The 15,482-nt window shown below is 66.7% G+C and carries 16 protein-coding genes; 8 read left to right on the top strand and 8 right to left on the bottom strand.

Features of this window, described 5'->3' with window-relative positions; genetic code table 11:
• Positions 1-44 precede the first annotated feature (44 nt).
• Entirely contained in the window at positions 45-1,643 is a 1,599-nt protein-coding gene (locus ACLJPD_RS11365; RefSeq protein WP_410871845.1) for an ABC transporter substrate-binding protein, read from the bottom strand.
• Between the two features lie 387 nt (positions 1,644-2,030).
• Here ACLJPD_RS11365 and acs point away from each other — a divergent pair, with 387 nt between their 5' ends.
• The 4 genes from acs to ACLJPD_RS11345 all read left to right on the top strand — a co-directional run bounded on the left by acs (position 2,031) and on the right by ACLJPD_RS11345 (position 6,941).
• Positions 2,031-3,983 (top strand): acetate--CoA ligase, encoded by a 1,953-nt coding sequence (acs, locus tag ACLJPD_RS11360; protein WP_410871844.1) that lies wholly within the window; start codon positions 2,031-2,033, stop codon positions 3,981-3,983.
• Between the two features lie 147 nt (positions 3,984-4,130).
• Positions 4,131-5,360 (top strand): Na+/H+ antiporter NhaA, encoded by a 1,230-nt coding sequence (nhaA, locus tag ACLJPD_RS11355; RefSeq protein WP_410871843.1) that lies wholly within the window; start codon positions 4,131-4,133, stop codon positions 5,358-5,360.
• The gene (locus ACLJPD_RS11350) at positions 5,357-5,884 is read left to right on the top strand and encodes a phage holin family protein (protein ID WP_410871842.1); all 528 of its coding nucleotides are present in this window, start codon (positions 5,357-5,359) and stop codon (positions 5,882-5,884) included. The genes nhaA and ACLJPD_RS11350 overlap by 4 nt, the downstream gene beginning before the upstream one ends.
• 55 nt (positions 5,885-5,939) lie before the next feature.
• A complete protein-coding gene (locus ACLJPD_RS11345; RefSeq protein ID WP_410871841.1) occupies positions 5,940-6,941 on the top strand; it encodes an alpha/beta fold hydrolase in 1,002 nt (333 codons plus the stop codon).
• A gap of 2 nt (positions 6,942-6,943) precedes the next feature.
• Here ACLJPD_RS11345 and ACLJPD_RS11340 read toward each other — a convergent pair whose 3' ends face one another.
• Genes ACLJPD_RS11340 through nth form a run of 4 tightly spaced genes read right to left on the bottom strand, consistent with a single transcriptional unit; the run spans position 6,944 to position 10,308 of the window.
• Entirely contained in the window at positions 6,944-8,137 is a 1,194-nt protein-coding gene (locus ACLJPD_RS11340; RefSeq protein ID WP_410871840.1) for a MarP family serine protease, read from the bottom strand.
• Positions 8,134-8,862 (bottom strand): NUDIX hydrolase, encoded by a 729-nt coding sequence (locus ACLJPD_RS11335; RefSeq protein WP_410871839.1) that lies wholly within the window; start codon positions 8,860-8,862, stop codon positions 8,134-8,136. Before ACLJPD_RS11335 ends, ACLJPD_RS11340 begins: the two co-directional genes overlap by 4 nt.
• Positions 8,863-8,902: 40 nt before the next feature.
• Positions 8,903-9,553 (bottom strand): redoxin family protein, encoded by a 651-nt coding sequence (locus tag ACLJPD_RS11330; RefSeq protein WP_410871838.1) that lies wholly within the window; start codon positions 9,551-9,553, stop codon positions 8,903-8,905.
• A complete protein-coding gene (nth, locus tag ACLJPD_RS11325; RefSeq protein ID WP_410872011.1) occupies positions 9,550-10,308 on the bottom strand; it encodes an endonuclease III in 759 nt (252 codons plus the stop codon). Before nth ends, ACLJPD_RS11330 begins: the two co-directional genes overlap by 4 nt.
• 167 nt (positions 10,309-10,475) lie before the next feature.
• Between nth and ACLJPD_RS11320 the strand changes: the two genes are divergently transcribed.
• Entirely contained in the window at positions 10,476-10,718 is a 243-nt protein-coding gene (locus tag ACLJPD_RS11320; protein ID WP_378908754.1) for a hypothetical protein, read from the top strand.
• A gap of 244 nt (positions 10,719-10,962) precedes the next feature.
• Positions 10,963-11,637, top strand: a complete 675-nt coding sequence (locus tag ACLJPD_RS11315; protein WP_040703546.1) for a Crp/Fnr family transcriptional regulator — start codon at positions 10,963-10,965, stop codon at positions 11,635-11,637.
• Between the two features lie 171 nt (positions 11,638-11,808).
• Here the strand turns inward: ACLJPD_RS11315 and ACLJPD_RS11310 are convergent, their stop codons facing one another.
• The 3 genes from ACLJPD_RS11310 to ACLJPD_RS11300 are packed head-to-tail and all read right to left on the bottom strand — an operon-like array spanning position 11,809 to position 13,239.
• Positions 11,809-12,603: an MBL fold metallo-hydrolase gene (locus ACLJPD_RS11310; RefSeq protein WP_410871837.1), complete on the bottom strand. Its 795-nt coding sequence runs from the start codon at positions 12,601-12,603 to the stop codon at positions 11,809-11,811.
• 10 nt (positions 12,604-12,613) lie between these two features.
• Positions 12,614-13,075 carry a RidA family protein gene (locus ACLJPD_RS11305; RefSeq protein WP_410871836.1) on the bottom strand — a complete coding sequence of 154 codons (462 nt, stop codon included), beginning with the start codon at positions 13,073-13,075 and terminating at the stop codon, positions 12,614-12,616.
• Between the two features lie 2 nt (positions 13,076-13,077).
• Entirely contained in the window at positions 13,078-13,239 is a 162-nt protein-coding gene (locus ACLJPD_RS11300) for a DUF4177 domain-containing protein (protein WP_266297640.1), read from the bottom strand.
• A gap of 59 nt (positions 13,240-13,298) precedes the next feature.
• Between ACLJPD_RS11300 and ACLJPD_RS11295 the strand changes: the two genes are divergently transcribed.
• Entirely contained in the window at positions 13,299-14,336 is a 1,038-nt protein-coding gene (locus ACLJPD_RS11295; protein ID WP_410871835.1) for an ArsA-related P-loop ATPase, read from the top strand.
• A complete protein-coding gene (locus ACLJPD_RS11290; RefSeq protein WP_410871834.1) occupies positions 14,333-15,463 on the top strand; it encodes an ArsA family ATPase in 1,131 nt (376 codons plus the stop codon). The genes ACLJPD_RS11295 and ACLJPD_RS11290 overlap by 4 nt, the downstream gene beginning before the upstream one ends.
• Positions 15,464-15,482 lie beyond the last annotated feature (19 nt).

The raw sequence follows: 15,482 nt of genomic DNA, 5'->3' as shown, positions 1-15,482 counted from the left end.
TGGGGCCGAGCCACTTCGCAGTGGCTCGGCCCAGCTGTCGAGTTCTATTTCTCGATGTTCTCGAAGTCGAACAGGCCGTTCCAGGCGAGCTCGGCCTTGGTGACCTTGTCCGAGCGGCCCGCGTTGGCGACATAGTCGAACACCGGGATGTCGGCCATGTCCTTGATCATGATCGCCTGTGCTTGCGCGATCAGCTTGTAGGAATCCGCCTGTGTGGGGGCGGCGAGGGCGGCGTCGAACAGCCGGTCCACCTCGGGATTGTTGTAGTTGACGTTGTTGGTCTCGGAGAAGCTGTAGTACTGCGAACCGAGGAACTGCATCATCGTCGGGTAGTCACCCTGCCAGCCGTAGCGGAAGGCGGTGCCGATGGTCTTGGCGTTCACCGCGTCACGGATGTTCTTGAACGTCGGCATCGGGTTGGCGACCGCATCGATACCGAGGGTGTTCTTCACGCTGTTGGCAACGGCCTCGATCCAGGCCTGATGGCCGCCATCGCTGTTGTAGGTGATCTGGTACTGACCCGACCACGGCGAGATCGCGTCGGCCTGCGCCCACAGCTTCTTGGCCTCGTCGGGGTTGTAATCGAACACTTCCGCACCCGGCAGGTTCGCGTTGTGACCGGGCAGGGTCGCCGCGGTGAAGTCGCGCGAGGGCGTACGCGTGCCGTTGAAGATCTTGTCGATGATCTGCGGGCGGTTGATCGCCATCGAGATGGCCTTGCGCCGCAGCACGCCTTCCTCGCCACCGAAATGCGGCACCGTGGTCTGGATTCCGATGTGCTGGTTCTGCGCGGTCGGCTTGGTGATCGCGCGATCGCCGAGATCACTCTGGTAGGTGGTGATCGCACTGTCGGGAATGGTGTCGAGCGTGTCGAGGTTGCCGGCCTGCAGATCCGCGTACGCGGTGTCGTAGGACTGGTACATCACGAATCGCAGGCCCTTGTTCTTGGCCGGTCGGCCACCGGGGTAGTCCGGATTCGGCGTCAGATCGATCTTGACGTTGTGTTCCCACGAACCGAACGCGTAGGGGCCGTTGCCGATCGGCTTCTCACCGAACGCCTTCATATCCTTGAAAGCGGCTTCGGGCAGCGGATAGAACGGCGCATAGCCGAGCGCGCTCTCGAAGTCGATCGACGGCGACTTCAATTCGACGGTGAAGGTACGGTCGTCGACAACCTTCAAACCCGACATCGTCTTCACAGTGGGCTTTTCGGCGCTCACCTCGTCGAATCCGGCGATCGTGCTGTACACGTAACTTTGCAGCTGCGCGTTGTCGGCGAGCGCGCCGTAGTTCCACGCGTCGACGAAGGACTTCGCCGTCACCGTGGTGCCGTCGGTGAACTTCCAGTTCGGCTTGATGGTGATCCTGTACGACTTGCGATCGGTCGTCTCGATCTTCTCGGCCATCTCGTCGTGGGCTTCACCGTTGGCGTCGTAGTACTTCAGCCCGGCGAACAAACGGTCGACAACGCGCCCGCCCATGTTCTCGTTGGTATTGCTGGGCACCAGCGGATTCTGCGGCTCGCCCGCATTGGTGGTGACGATGCTCGCATCAGCACTGTCGTCGGACGAGCACGCGGTGAGACTGAGGCTTGTGGCCACCAGTCCCGCCGCGACCAGCGCGGTCGCTCTGATGAATCTCAACGCTCTCTCCCGGTTCAATTTCCGTGGCTAACGGTCGGAGGTTAGCGGCTCCGGCTGGATCTTTCAGCGATCCGAGCCTTTTTCACGTCACATGTATCAATACGGTTACTCGCTGGAAACGCAGGAAAAAATACCGAGCCCCTCCTGCTCGGCAGAAAAAAATGAACAAATATCGGGATCCGTCAGCTGAACCGTTGATTAAAAACGATAGCCCGCGACCGTCCGGTCTGTCCGGCGAAGTCGTCGGATGAACTAGACCTATTGACCGCGGGCAAACATCGCTGGGACAACGGGCCACGGTGGCGGGTCTGTTGACTACTGTCGAGACTCACCGGGCCGAACCCGGCGACCGACCCGACCGCACAAGGCATGTGAGGCTGAACCGACGTGACCGAAACCGCTGCAGGACACCAGGACTCGTTTCCGCCGAGTGCGGAATTCGCCGCCGCCGCCAACGCGGACGCCACGCTCTACGCCCGTGGCGAGACCGACCGCGACGGCTTCTGGGCCGAACAGGCCAACCGGCTGCACTGGCACAAACCCTTCACCGAGGTGCTCGACTGGTCCGCCGCGCCGGTCGCGCGCTGGTTCGGCGACGGCGAACTCAACGTCGCCTACAACTGCGTCGACCGCCATGTGATCGACGGATACGGCGACCAGGTGGCCATCCACTGGGAGGGCGAACCGGGCGATTCGCGCGACATCACCTACCGCGCACTGCTGGAAGAAGTCTCGCGGGCGGCCAACTACCTGACCGAACTCGGGCTGGAGGCAGGCGATCGCGTCGCCATCTACATGCCGATGGTGCCCGAGGCGATCGTGTCGATGCTGGCGTGCGCGCGACTGGGACTCACGCACTCGGTGGTGTTCGCGGGCTTCTCGCCGAGCGCGCTGCGTCAACGGGTCGACGATGCCGAGGCCAGATTGATCATCACGACCGATGGTCAGTGGCGGCGCGGTAAGCCCGCACCGCTCAAGGAGGCCGTCGACGAGGCACTCGCGGCCAAGGGTGACGTGCCGTCGTCGGTGGAGCACGTGCTGGTGGTGCGCCGGGTCGGCACGGAGGTGCCGTGGACCGACGGGCGAGACCTGTGGTGGCACGAAACCGTCGCTGCCGCTTCACCTTCCCACGAAGCACAACCCTTCCCCGCCGAGCACCCACTGTTCATCCTCTACACCTCCGGCACCACCGGCAAACCCAAGGGAATCCTGCACACCACCGGCGGCTACCTCACCCAAACCGCCTACACCCACCACAACGTCTTCGACCACAAACCAGGACAAGACATCTACTGGTGCACCGCCGACATCGGCTGGGTCACCGGACACAGCTACATCGTCTACGGACCACTGGCCAACCGCGCCACCCAGGTCGTCTACGAAGGCACCCCCAACTCCCCCGACGAACACCGCCACTTCCAGATCATCGAAAAATACGGCGTCACCATCTACTACACCGCCCCGACGCTGATCCGCACCTTCATGAAATGGGGCCGTGAGATCCCCGACGCCCATGATCTGAGCACCCTGCGACTGCTCGGCTCCGTCGGCGAACCGATCAACCCCGAAGCCTGGCGCTGGTACCGAGAAGTCTTCGGCGCCAACAACACACCCATCGTCGACACCTGGTGGCAGACCGAGACCGGCGCCATCATGATCTCCCCACTGCCCGGCGTCACCACCACCAAGCCCGGTGCCGCCATGGGCCCACTGCCCGGCATCTCCGCGACGGTCGTCGACGAAGAGGGCAAGCCGGTGCAGCTCGGCGAGACCGAGGCCAACGGGTACCTCGTGCTCGACAAGCCGTGGCCGTCGATGCTGCGCGGCATCTGGGGCGATATGGACCGCTACCGGTCCACCTACTGGGACCGCTACGCCGAGCAGGGGTGGTACTTCGCGGGTGACGGCGCCAAGCTCGACGCCGACGGCGATCTGTGGGTGCTCGGCCGCGTCGACGACGTCATGAACGTCTCAGGACATCGGATCTCCACCGCCGAGGTCGAGTCCGCGCTGGTCGGGCATCCGGCCGTCGCCGAGGCCGCGGTGGTCGGCGCCACCGACGCGACCACCGGGCAGGGGATCGTCGCGTTCGTCATCCTCACCGGTTCGGCCGTCGCGGCCGAAGGCCTCGTCGCCGAACTGAAGGCGGAGGTGTCCAAGGAGATCAGCCCGATCGCGAAGCCGCGCGAGATCCACATCGTGCCCGAGCTGCCCAAGACGCGCAGCGGCAAGATCATGCGGCGACTGCTGCGTGACATCGCCGAAGGGCGCGAGCTCGGCGATACCTCGACGCTGGTCGACCCGGGTGTTTTCGAGGCCATTCGCGCCGGCGACAACTGATTCGGACCGGCCGGTGACCTCCGATGTCACCGGCCGGTTCCGTTAAGATCGCGCAGAGGTATGCCGGGAAGTCTGGTCGGCATGCGGTCGTGAATCCGAGTCGATGAGCGTCCGCAGCCACGTCGACCCCTGCCGGAAGGATTGCCCTTGATCACGCGCGTCCGCTCCGAGCTAACCCGCTATCTCCGCACCGAAACAGTCGGCGGCGCGCTGCTACTCGTGGCCGCCGCGGTGGCCCTGATCTGGGTGAACTCGCCGTGGGGCGCGAGTTATCAGACGATGATCGACACCCACCTCGACATTTCCGCGCTGCACCTCGACCTCACCCTGGCCGACTGGTCGAAGGACGGGTTGCTCGCGATCTTCTTCTTCGTCGCCGGGCTCGAGCTCAAACGAGAGTTCGTCGTCGGCGAACTGGCCGACCCGAAACGGGCCGCGCTGCCGATCATCGCCGCGGTCGGCGGGGTGATCACCCCGGCGGTGATCGCGCTGGTGGTCGGCCACGGTGTGCCCGGCATGGACAACGGCTGGGCCATTCCGGTCGCCACCGATATCGCCTTCGCGCTCGCGATCCTCGCGATGACCGGCTCGCGGATCCCCACCAGCGCACGGGTGTTCCTGCTGAGCCTGGCCGTTGTCGACGATCTGCTCGCCATCGTTCTCATCGCCGTGCTGTTCACCGCCTCGCTGTCGCTGCTGTGGCTGGCCGCCGCGCTCGCCTGCTGCGGTGCGTGGGCGCTGGCCCAGAAGCTGCGACTGCACACGCCGCTGTTCTACATTCCGGTCGCGCTGGTGTGCTGGTACGCCCTGCACGAGGCGGGCATCCATCCGACGCTGGCCGGCGTCGCGCTCGGACTGCTCACCAGGGTGCGCAAGGATCCCGGCGAGAAAATCGCGCCCGCCACGCATCTCGAGCATGTGGTGCAACCGATCTCCGCCGGGTTCTGCGTGCCGATGTTCGCGCTGTTCGCCTCCGGTGTGCCGCTCAACAGCGCGGTGTTCGGATCGCTGTTCACCGACCGGCTCGCACTGGCGATCATCCTCGGGCTGTTGCTCGGCAAGACCATCGGGATCTTCGGGGTGAGCTGGGTCGTTATCAAGCTCGGCTGGGCGAAACGCCCAGCCGGACTGGAGTATCGCGACATGTTCGCCCTGTCGGTACTCGGCGCGATCGGGTTCACCGTTAGCCTTCTCGTGGCGGAACTCGCGCTCGCCGACGTCGGCACCGATGCCATCGATCTTGCCAAGGCCGCCGTTCTGGTGACCTCGATGGCAGCATCACTGCTCGGATCGGCGCTACTGTTGCGCCGAGGACGTGTGCACCAGGCGCGCCGCGATGCAGACCAGTTACCACAGGGAGAAGGGTCGACGAAGTGAGTTACACCCAAGGCGGAAATGACGGTCGGACGGTCACTTCGATCCCGTTGACCGACGCCAATCCGCCCGGATCGGCGAGCTTCGGCAGCCTCGTGCGCGATGCCACCGAGCAGATGTCGACACTGGTTCGCGCCGAGGTGGCGCTGGCCAAGGCCGAGGTCACCGGTGAGATCAAGAAAGGCCTCACGGGCAGCGTCTTCTTCATCCTCGCGCTGACAGTGCTGCTGTTCAGCTCGTTCTTTTTCTTCTTCTTCCTCGCCGAGCTGCTCGACATGTGGCTGTGGCGCTGGGCCGCGTTCCTGATCGTGTTCGTGCTGATGGTGCTCACCACCGCCTTGCTGGCACTGATCGGGTGGCTCAAGGTACGGAAGGTGCGCGCGCCGGAGAAGACGATCGGCTCGCTCAAGCAGGCCGCCGAGGTGCTGCCCGCCGCGTTCACCCACCGCGACACGACCGACGCGCACGCGGCCATCGGATCACGTGGTCATGGCGTCACTTCGCTGGACAAGTCGAGCAACCGATGACGCGCCGGGCGGGCCCGGTCGCGACAGCCGGACCCGCCCACTAGGCTCGATCGGCGTGTCGTCCAACTCATTCCCTGATCCCTCCAGCGTCCGTTTCGACGGACCGTGGACCCACCGGGACGTGCACGCCAACGGAATCCGTTTCCATGTAGTCGAAGCAGTCGTCGCCGACGCGGTCGGCGCGGACCGCCCCGAGGCGCCCCTGGTACTGCTGCTGCACGGCTTCGCCGATTTCTGGTGGTCGTGGCGCCATCAGCTGACCGCGCTCACCGACCACGGGTACCGCACCGTCGCCGTCGACCTGCGCGGATACGGCGATACCGACAAACCACCGCGCGGCTACGACGGCTGGACTCTCGCCGGTGACATCGCCGGGCTGATCCGGGCGCTCGGGCACACCGAGGCCACGCTCGTGGGGCACGCCGAAGGTGGACTGGTCTGCTGGGCCACCGCGGTGCTGCACCCGCGACTTGTCCGCTCGATCGCGCTGGTCAGCTCACCACATCCGGCCGCGCTGAAGAGCGCCGTCCTGCGCGACCCGGCGCAACGGGCGACCTGGCTGCCCGACTTCCTGCGCTATCAACTGCCGCGCTACCCCGAGAACCTGCTCACCCGGCGTGGCGGGGCCGAGGTGGAGCGATTGCTGCACGATCGGGTCGGTGAATCCTGGTCGCGCAGCGCGGAATTCGTCGAGACGGCGTCCCGGATGCGGCACGCCATCCGGATCCCCGGAGCCGCCCACAGTGCACTGGAGTACCAGCGCTGGGCGTTTCGCAGTCAGTGGCGGCCCGACGGCAAGCGGTTCATGGCGACGATGCGCACACCGATCGACATCCCGGTGCTGATGCTGCGCGGCGAGGACGATACGTATCTGCTGGACGCCACCTACCAGCGCGGGGCGGCGCTGTCGCCCAATCGCACGTTGGTGTCGATTCCGCGTGCCGGGCATTACGCGCACCAGGAGAACCCGAACGGGGTCAACGAGGTGCTGACAACGCGCTGGCGCGAACAGAACGGCGTGAACGGATCGCCACACGACGACCTCGTCTCACCCTGAACTCAGCTCAGTACGCAGGCTCCTGTGTCTACTGGGGCGCTGCTGGGGGCGGCGGCGGCCAGTTCGGTGGCGACCTCGTTCAGGGTCAGAACGTAGCCGGTGTCGTCGTCGGTGACGGCGGCGCCGAAGACGACGCCGAGTAGTTGACCGTCGGCGTCGACCAGTGGGCCGCCGGAGTTGCCCGCGCGGACCTGGCCGCGGACGGTGTACACCTCACGCTCCACGGTGCCGTCGCGGTGGATGGTCGGGCCGGTGAGGTCGAGGGTCTCGCGGACTCGGGCGGCGCTGGCGGTGTAGGGGCCGCCACCGGGGTAGCCGAGCACGATGGCGCTCTCGCCCGAACTCGCGGGCTCGGGGGCCTGGTTCAGGACCGGGGCGGTGAGACCGGGAACGGCAAGCACCGCGATGTCCTTCGACGGGTCGAACAGCACCACGGTGGCGTCGAGCGCACCGCGCGCGGTGTCCACCGACACGGTGTTGGTGCCCGCGACGACGTGTGCGTTGGTCATCACGCGTTCCGGCGCGACGATGAAGCCGGAACCCTCGAGCGCCCGCTGGCAGCTGGGTGCGGTGCCGCGGATGCGCAGCACGCTCTGCTGCAGCGACGCCGCGACCGGGCTCGCCAGCACTGACGGATCCGGCGGTTCGACGGCCGCGATCGGCGCCCGGCCGAACGGGCCGATCACATCGGGCAAGCCGGACGTGTCGAGCAACCTGGAGAATTCGTTGGGTACCTTGCGCAACCAGTCGGGCGCCACCGAGTTGACATCGGCGAGCACCTTCGACCCGTTGATCGCGGCGGCGACCGAAGGCTGGGACGCGGTGGCCAGCGGCAACGCGAGCAGCCAGGCCGCGACCAGCACGGTCACCGCCTGCAACACCGCGCCGACCACGCTGTCCACACTGCGCGCGACAGGCTGACGGATACCGGTGCGCGCGGCCCGGCCGAGCACCATGCCCGCGACCTCACCGACGATCACCAGCAACACGATCAGCAGGATGCCGCCGAGTACCCGGCTGCGGCCCTCACTGAGGTGTTTGAGGATGTGCGGTGCGATCAGAATGCCCGCGACCGCGCCGAGCGCGACACCGAAGAACGCCAGCGCCGACGCCACCGCGCCTTGCCGCCAGCCGGTGGACGCCGCGACCAGCGCGATCAGCACCACCGCGATATCGAGCCATACCGACGCGCTCACAGGGTCATTCCGACCGCAGCCAGCGAGCTCTCCAGGTCACGCACGTCGCCCCGATCCCAGTTTCGTTCCCACCCAGCGGATTTGATGATGCCGGCGAGGATACCGCCGGTGAGTCCCCACACCAGCATGCCGTCGACCTGGAACGCGGGGCTCTGGTAGCCGAGACTGCCACGCACCATGAATCTGTGTGCCGGATCGAGCAATTCGGCGAGCGGCACCCGCACGACACGCTCGGTTTCGCCCTGATCGACGACGCGAACGTCACTGGGTGCCCGCCAGTAGCCGAGCACCGGTGTCACGTCGAACTTCGACGGCGGAACGAACAGTTTCGGCAGCAGAGCGAACGGCTGGACACCCGCCGGATCGAGACCGGTTTCCTCGGCGGCTTCGCGCAGCGCGGTACCGACCGGGCCGTCGTCGCCAGGGTCCTCGGCGCCACCGGGGAAGGCGATCTGGCCGCGATGCTGACGCATGGTCGAGGCGCGCTGGGTGAGCAGGACGTCGGCGTCGGCGGGCAGGCCGCCGGGCGCTGACTCGTCGGCGTCGGGCGATCCGCCGAACAGTACGAGGACGGCGGCCTGGCGTGGTTTGCCGGTCACCGACATGACCCGGCGTAGCGCTCGGGAGGTAGCGAGGGTGTCGTCGGCGTCGGGTCCGCCGGATCTGATCGCGGTGCGCAACCAGGAGGGAACGCCGGAATCGTCGAGCCTCGCTACATCGTTCACGCCATCGCCTTCGATCCGCACGCCATCTTTACGTCCTCTGTCATACCGTGACCCCGAGCTTCGCGGCTACCGTATCCGCGATGTCGGCCACGTCGGCAAACGTACGCACTTCCACACTCGCGATGGTGCCGTCGGCTCGCACGAGCACCGAGACGGGCAGCACCGCCGGAGCACCGACCGCACTGCGCACCGCGGCCCGCGGATCCTCGACACCGGGCAGGGTGATGCCGAGCCCGCTCAGGCGCGACAGCGCCTTCGCCTCGTCGGGATCACTGTGCACGGTCATGACCGTGAGTGCCGAGCCCGCCCGCTGCGCGAATTCCTGCAGGTGGGGCAGCTCGACAGCACAGGGGCCACACCAGTAGGCCCAGAGATTGAGCAAGGCGGGCTTTCCCGCCAGCGCGACGCCGAGGTCGACCGCCTGGCCGTCGAACAGACAGCTCACCCCGAGACCGGCCAACGGCCCGGATACGGGCGCAAACGTCGGTATCGGCGTCGGGCACGGGGGCAACCCCGCTGCCGCCCGTTCCTCGGGCGACACGCCCGACGTGTGATGTGAAGTCTGCGAAACAGTGCCGGTCGTCTCGGAGCCCTGGCGCGGCCACAGCGCCACCGTGCCCGCGGCAACCAAGATCACCGCGGCGAGCACCCAGCGCAACGCGGGCCGCCGCAGCAGCGAGGGTTCGCTCACAGGCCGACCATATTCAGCAGGTGTTCGCGCTCCGGGCCCTTCACCAACTCCGCGGCCACCGCCGGATCGGTCGGGCCGAGCCCGAACGACGGGCAGTCGGCGGCGAGCACGCAGGCTCCGCACGCCGGTTTGCGCGCATGGCACACCCGTCGCCCCTGGAAGATCACCCGGTGCGAGAGCATCGTCCAGTCCTTGCGCTCGAACAGCGCGCCGACCGCGTGCTCGACCTTGACCGGATCTTCCTCATCGGTCCACTTCCAGCGGCGCACCAACCGGCCGAAGTGGGTGTCGACGGTGATACCCGGCACGTCGAACGCGTTGCCGAGGATGACGTTGGCCGTCTTGCGCCCGATTCCGGGCAATTTCACCAATTCGTCCAAAGTGTGAGGTAATTCACCGTCATATTTTTCGACCAGCGCCTGGCCGAGCCCGATCAGCGAACTGGTCTTGTTCCGGTAGAAGCCGGTTGGCCTGATGTATTCCTCCAGCTCCACCCGGTTGGCCTGGGCGTAGTCGTAGGCACTGCGGTACTTCGTGAACAGGGCAGGCGTGGTGAGGTTCACTCGAACGTCGGTGCACTGGGCGGACAGGATCGTCGCGACGGCCAGTTCCAGCGGAGTGGTGAAGTCGAGCTCGCAGTGCGCGCCGGGGAACGCGTCGGCGAGCGTGCGGTTCATCCGGCGTGCGCGACGGACCAGCCCGATCCGCGTTTCCGCAGCTATCGCACGGTTCTTGCGCTTGCGGGCGGCCGTGATGCCGGTGGGTACGGCAGTCGTGACCACTGCCGGATCGGCGTCGCCGGCACCGGCGGGGGCAGGGGAATCGGGCACTGCTTCACCATACGGAATCACTACGACAACATTGCCCGGCCAGTTTGGGCGCTGTGTTCCATCTGAGACCTGGACCGTGTTTACTGCCAGTCATGCAAGGACTCGCTGTGGTGCTCTTCCCAGTGCTGTTGATGCTGTTCGCGCTGGGGATGGAGCGGGTCGAGAATCGGCTCCGAAAGCTTCTCGAACCCGACGAAGAGGTTCAGCAGTACCTGGACAACGCCAGCAACGCCGAAGTGAAAGAGCTGACGAAGCTCGGCCTGCCCGCCGCCGTGGCGCGCGTGCGCAAGCGCCGCTCCCGCGACTCCGAAATGGACGTCGCCAGGGCAAGTTGAGCTGTAAACCCGACCTGGGACTTCACGTCGCCAGGTCAAGCTGTAGCTGTAATCCCGGCCCGGCACCGACCAACATTTTGACGTCGCCAGGGCCATCTGACCGATCGATTCACAGTGTGCGCACATCGCGCAATCCACTCTTTACGTGGTGTCTGTCACTGCGGTGCCGGAATGCCGCGTAGACTGCGCGGTTGGTCGATTCGCTCGACCAGGTTCGCAAGCCATATCCCTAAGGAGCACATTCGTGGACGAGGCCCTCGCCAGAGCAGGCATCTTCCAAGGCGTCGAGCCCACCGCGGTGGCCGCGCTCGCCAAGCAGCTGCAGCCCGTAGATTTTCCGCGCGGCCACGTCATCTTCAACGAGGGCGAACCCGGCGATCGGCTGTACATCATCACGACGGGCAAGGTGAAGATCGGCCGACGGTCCCCGGACGGCAGGGAGAACCTGCTGACCATCATGGGCCCGTCCGACATGTTCGGTGAACTGTCGATCTTCGATCCCGGCCCGCGTACCTCGACCGCGACCACGGTCACCGAGGTCCGCGCCGTGACGATGGATCGCGACGCACTCAAGTCGTGGATCGATCAGCGCCCCGAGATCGCTGAGCAGCTGCTGCGCGTGCTGGCACGACGCCTTCGCCGCACCAACAACAACCTCGCCGACCTGATCTTCACCGACGTGCCAGGTCGCGTCGCCAAGGCGCTGCTGCAGCTCGCACAGCGTTTCGGCACCCAGGAAGCGGGCGCGCTGCGCGTGACCCACGACCTGACCCAGGAAGAGATCGCCCAGCTGGTCGGTGCTTCTCGGGAAACCGTCAACAAGGCGCTCGCCGACTTCGCCCATCGCGGGTGGCTGCGCCTCGAGGGCAAGAGCGTGCTGATCTCGGATTCCGAGCGTCTGGCACGTCGCGCTCGCTGACGTTCGAACATCTGCCGTCCCGGTACGGCGGGGCCGCGTCTGCGTGTGGGCTCGTGAGGAGAGGGCCTCGTCCACACCATCGCGGTTTCGTCGTGCCGGGACGTCTGCGTTGTCGCCCGGACATCACTCGATCGCCGACACAGTAAGCGTGTCGGCGATCGAGTGAGTGGTTCAGTTCTGTTCGGCTCGCAGGTATTCCAGCTGCGCCTGCACAGAGCTTCGCGCAGCGGGCCACAGCCGTTTGTCCACATCGGCGTACACCTTGCGGACCACGGCGAGAGCGCCCGCGTCGGAACCCAGTTCGACCAGCGCGGCCCGCACCTGCTCGAGCCGCTCGCGCCGATGGTCGAGGTAGTACTGCACGACCGGCGCGGCGTCGGCGTGATCTGGCCCGTGCGCGGGCAGCAATGCCTTGCCCGCGCCCAACTCACGCAGCGTTTCCAGCGACGCCAGGAAGCTCGCCAGCGCACCCGGTGCGGATTCGAGCACGGTGGTGCCACGGCCGAGCACCGTGTCACCGGTGAGTACCGCGTCGTCGAGCAGCAGGCTAACCGAATCGGTCGTGTGTCCCGGCGTGCCGAGCACCGTGATCCGCAGGCCCGCGGCCTCGATCACCTCACCGTGCGCCAACGGCGGCACCGCACCGCGCAGGTACTTCGGATCCACCGATCGCACCGGCGTCCCGGTGGCCTTCACCAGGTGATCGATGCCGCCGGTGTGATCGTGGTGGTGATGGGTGATCAGGGTCAGCGCGATCCGACCGCCGGTGGCTTCGACGATGTCGGCGGTGTGTTTCCTGTCCTTCGGTCCCGGATCGACGACCACGTAGGAGTCGCTGTCCGGGCCGCGCAGCAGCCAGGTGTTGGTGCCGTCGAGCGTCATCTGACCGGGATTGTCGGCCAGTAGTACCGATGCCGTCGGGGTGACCTGCCTGACCTGGCTGTACGCGGGATGTTCTGATGCCATGACCGGCTGCCTATCCGACCTCGACGATCAATTCCACCTCGACGGGTGTGTTCTTGGGCAGTTCCGAGACGCCGACAGCCGAGCGCGCGTGCGTGCCCGCCTCGCCGAACACCTCACCGAGGAAGTCCGACGCACCGTTGATCACGATCGGCTGATCGCTGAATCCGGGCGCCGAGGCGACGAAGCCGACCACCTTCACGATCCGCACCACCTGGTCGAGCCCGACCAGATCGTGCACGGCCGCGAGCGCGTTCAACGCGCACAGCCGAGCGGCTTCCTTGGCCTGCTCCACATCCACCTCGGCCCCGACCTTGCCCACCGACGACAGCTCACCGTCGACGAAGGGCAGCTGGCCGGAGGTGTACACCAGCGAACCGGTGCGCACGGCAGGGATGTAGGCCGCGACGGGGGCGGCGACCGGCGGCAGTGTGACACCGAGCCGGTCGAGCGCGTCCTTCCACGCGGTAGCCACGGCTACTTCTGCCGCTTCAGGTAGGCGACATGCTGCTCGCCGGTCGGTCCGGGCAGCACCGAAACCAGCTCCCAGCCGTCGGACCCCCACTGATCGAGGATCTGCTTTGTCGCGTGCGTCAACAGCGGCACGGTCGCGTACTCCCAACGGGTGACTTCACTCATGGTGTGAGTTTAGGGCTCACCCCGAACGCCTGGGAGAAACGGGTTATAGGCTCGGCCACGTGGGAGCACCAACAGTAGAGCCGGTTTCGTCGGTTCCCGAACCGTCGACCGGATGGCCACAGCGCGCGGCCAAGGCCCGCTTGCACTACGTCACCGGCAAGGGGGGTACCGGCAAGTCGACCGTTTCGGCCGCACTCGCGCTCGCGCTCGCCGCGGGCGGACGCAAAGTGCTGCTGGTCGAGGTCGAGAGTCGCCAGTCCATCGCGCAGTTGTTCGACCGGCCACCGTTGCCACCCACCGAGACCCATATCGCCAGCGCCGACGGTGGCGGTGAGGTGACGGCGCTGGCACTGGACATCGAGTACGCGTTCCTCGAATACCTCGACATGTTCTACAACCTCGGCTTCGCGGGCCGGGCGATGCGCCGGATGGGCGCCATCGAGTTCGTCACCACCATCGCGCCTGGTCTGCGCGATGTGATCCTCACCGGCAAGATCAAGGAATGTGTGGTCCGCACCAGCAAGGACGGCACGCCCGCCTATGACGACATCGTCGTCGACGCGCCGCCGACCGGTCGGATCGCCAGCTTCCTCGACGTCACCACGGCCATGGCCGAGATCGCCAAGGGCGGCCCGATCGCCTCGCAGGCCGTGGGCGTGTCCAACCTGCTGCACTCCGATCAGACGATGATCCACCTGGTGACGATGCTCGAGGCGCTGCCGGTGCAGGAGACCGCCGACGCGATCGCCGAACTCACCGCCGACGATCTGCGGATCGGTACGGTGATCGTCAACCGGGCGGCCACCGCCCAACTCACCCCGGCCCAGCGCGACGCGGCCGTGGCGGGCGAACTCGACACCGCCGCCATCGCCGCCGACTTGGCGAAGGCCGGAATCACCCTGTCCGATTCGGACTTCGACGGCTTGATCGCCGAAACGGTCGACCATGCGACTGTGCTCACCGCGCAGAACGCGAGTGCCGCCGAACTGGCGCAGATCGATGTCCCCCAGCTGTCGCTGCCCGCCCTCGGCGACGGCATCGACCTGGGCGGCCTCTACGAACTGGCCGAACAGCTATCCGCGCAGGGAGTCCGATGAGCGAGCACGTTTCCACCCCGTTATTGGACGTTTCGAAGATCATCGCCGATCCGACCGCCAAGGTGATCGTGTGCTGCGGGTCCGGCGGGGTCGGCAAGACCACCACCGCGGCCTCGATCGCGCTGCGTGCGGCCGAATCGGGGCGCAAGGTCGTGGTGCTGACCATCGATCCGGCGCGCAGGCTGGCGCAGTCGCTCGGCGTCGCGGAGCTGGACAACACCCCGCAGCGCGTCGAGCTCGGTCCCGAGGTGCCCGGCGAGCTGCACGCGATGATGCTGAACATGCGCCGCACCTTCGACGACATGGTGCTCGAGCACACCAGCGCGGACAAGGCCGAGCAGATCTTCGCCAATCCGATCTATCAGACCGTGGCGTCGTCGTTCGGTGGCACGCAGGAGTACATGGCGATGGAGAAGCTCGGCCAGCTCACCGCGCGCAAGGAGTGGGACCTGATCGTGGTCGACACCCCGCCCTCGCGCAACGCGCTGGACTTCCTCGACGCGCCCAAGCGGCTCGGCACCTTCCTCAACGGCAAGATGATCCGGCTGATCATGGCGCCGGGGCGCGGTGTCGGCCGAATCGTCACCGGTGCGATGAGCCTGGCGATGCGCGGGGTGTCGACGATTGTCGGCGGGCAGATGCTCAAAGACGCCTCGACGTTCCTGCAGTCGCTGGAATCGCTGTTCGGTGGGTTCCAGGACCGGGCCGAGCGGACGTTCGCGATGCTGTCCAAGCCGGGCACCCACTTCCTGGTGGTCGCGGCGCCCGAGCCGGACGCGCTGCGCGAGGCGTCGTTCTTCGTCGACCGGCTCTCGACCGAGCAGATGCCGCTGGCCGGGCTGGTGCTGAACCGAACGCACCCCGCGTTGTCGGGCCTGTCCGGTGATCACGCGCTGACCGCGGCCGATCAGCTGGCCGAGACCGATCCGCTGACCGCGTCGGTGCTGCGCATCCACGCCGATCGGGTAGCGACGGCGGCGCGGGAGCGTCGGCTGCTGCATCGCTTCACCGGGGCGCACCCGCGGGTGAAGATCGTCTCGGTGACGTCGCTGCCCTTCGAGGTCTCGGATCTCGAAGCACTGCGCGCTGTCGGCGATCAGCTGACAGGTACACCGGCCTCGGGCTGAGGCGATTCAGACAAATCCG

It is taken from the genome of Nocardia sp. A7 (genome assembly GCF_046549215.1).
Classification (GTDB): Bacteria; Actinomycetota; Actinomycetes; order Mycobacteriales; family Mycobacteriaceae; genus Nocardia.
The sequence above is the reverse complement of the archived record's forward strand: the minus strand, read 5'-3'. Positions and strand labels throughout refer to the sequence as shown.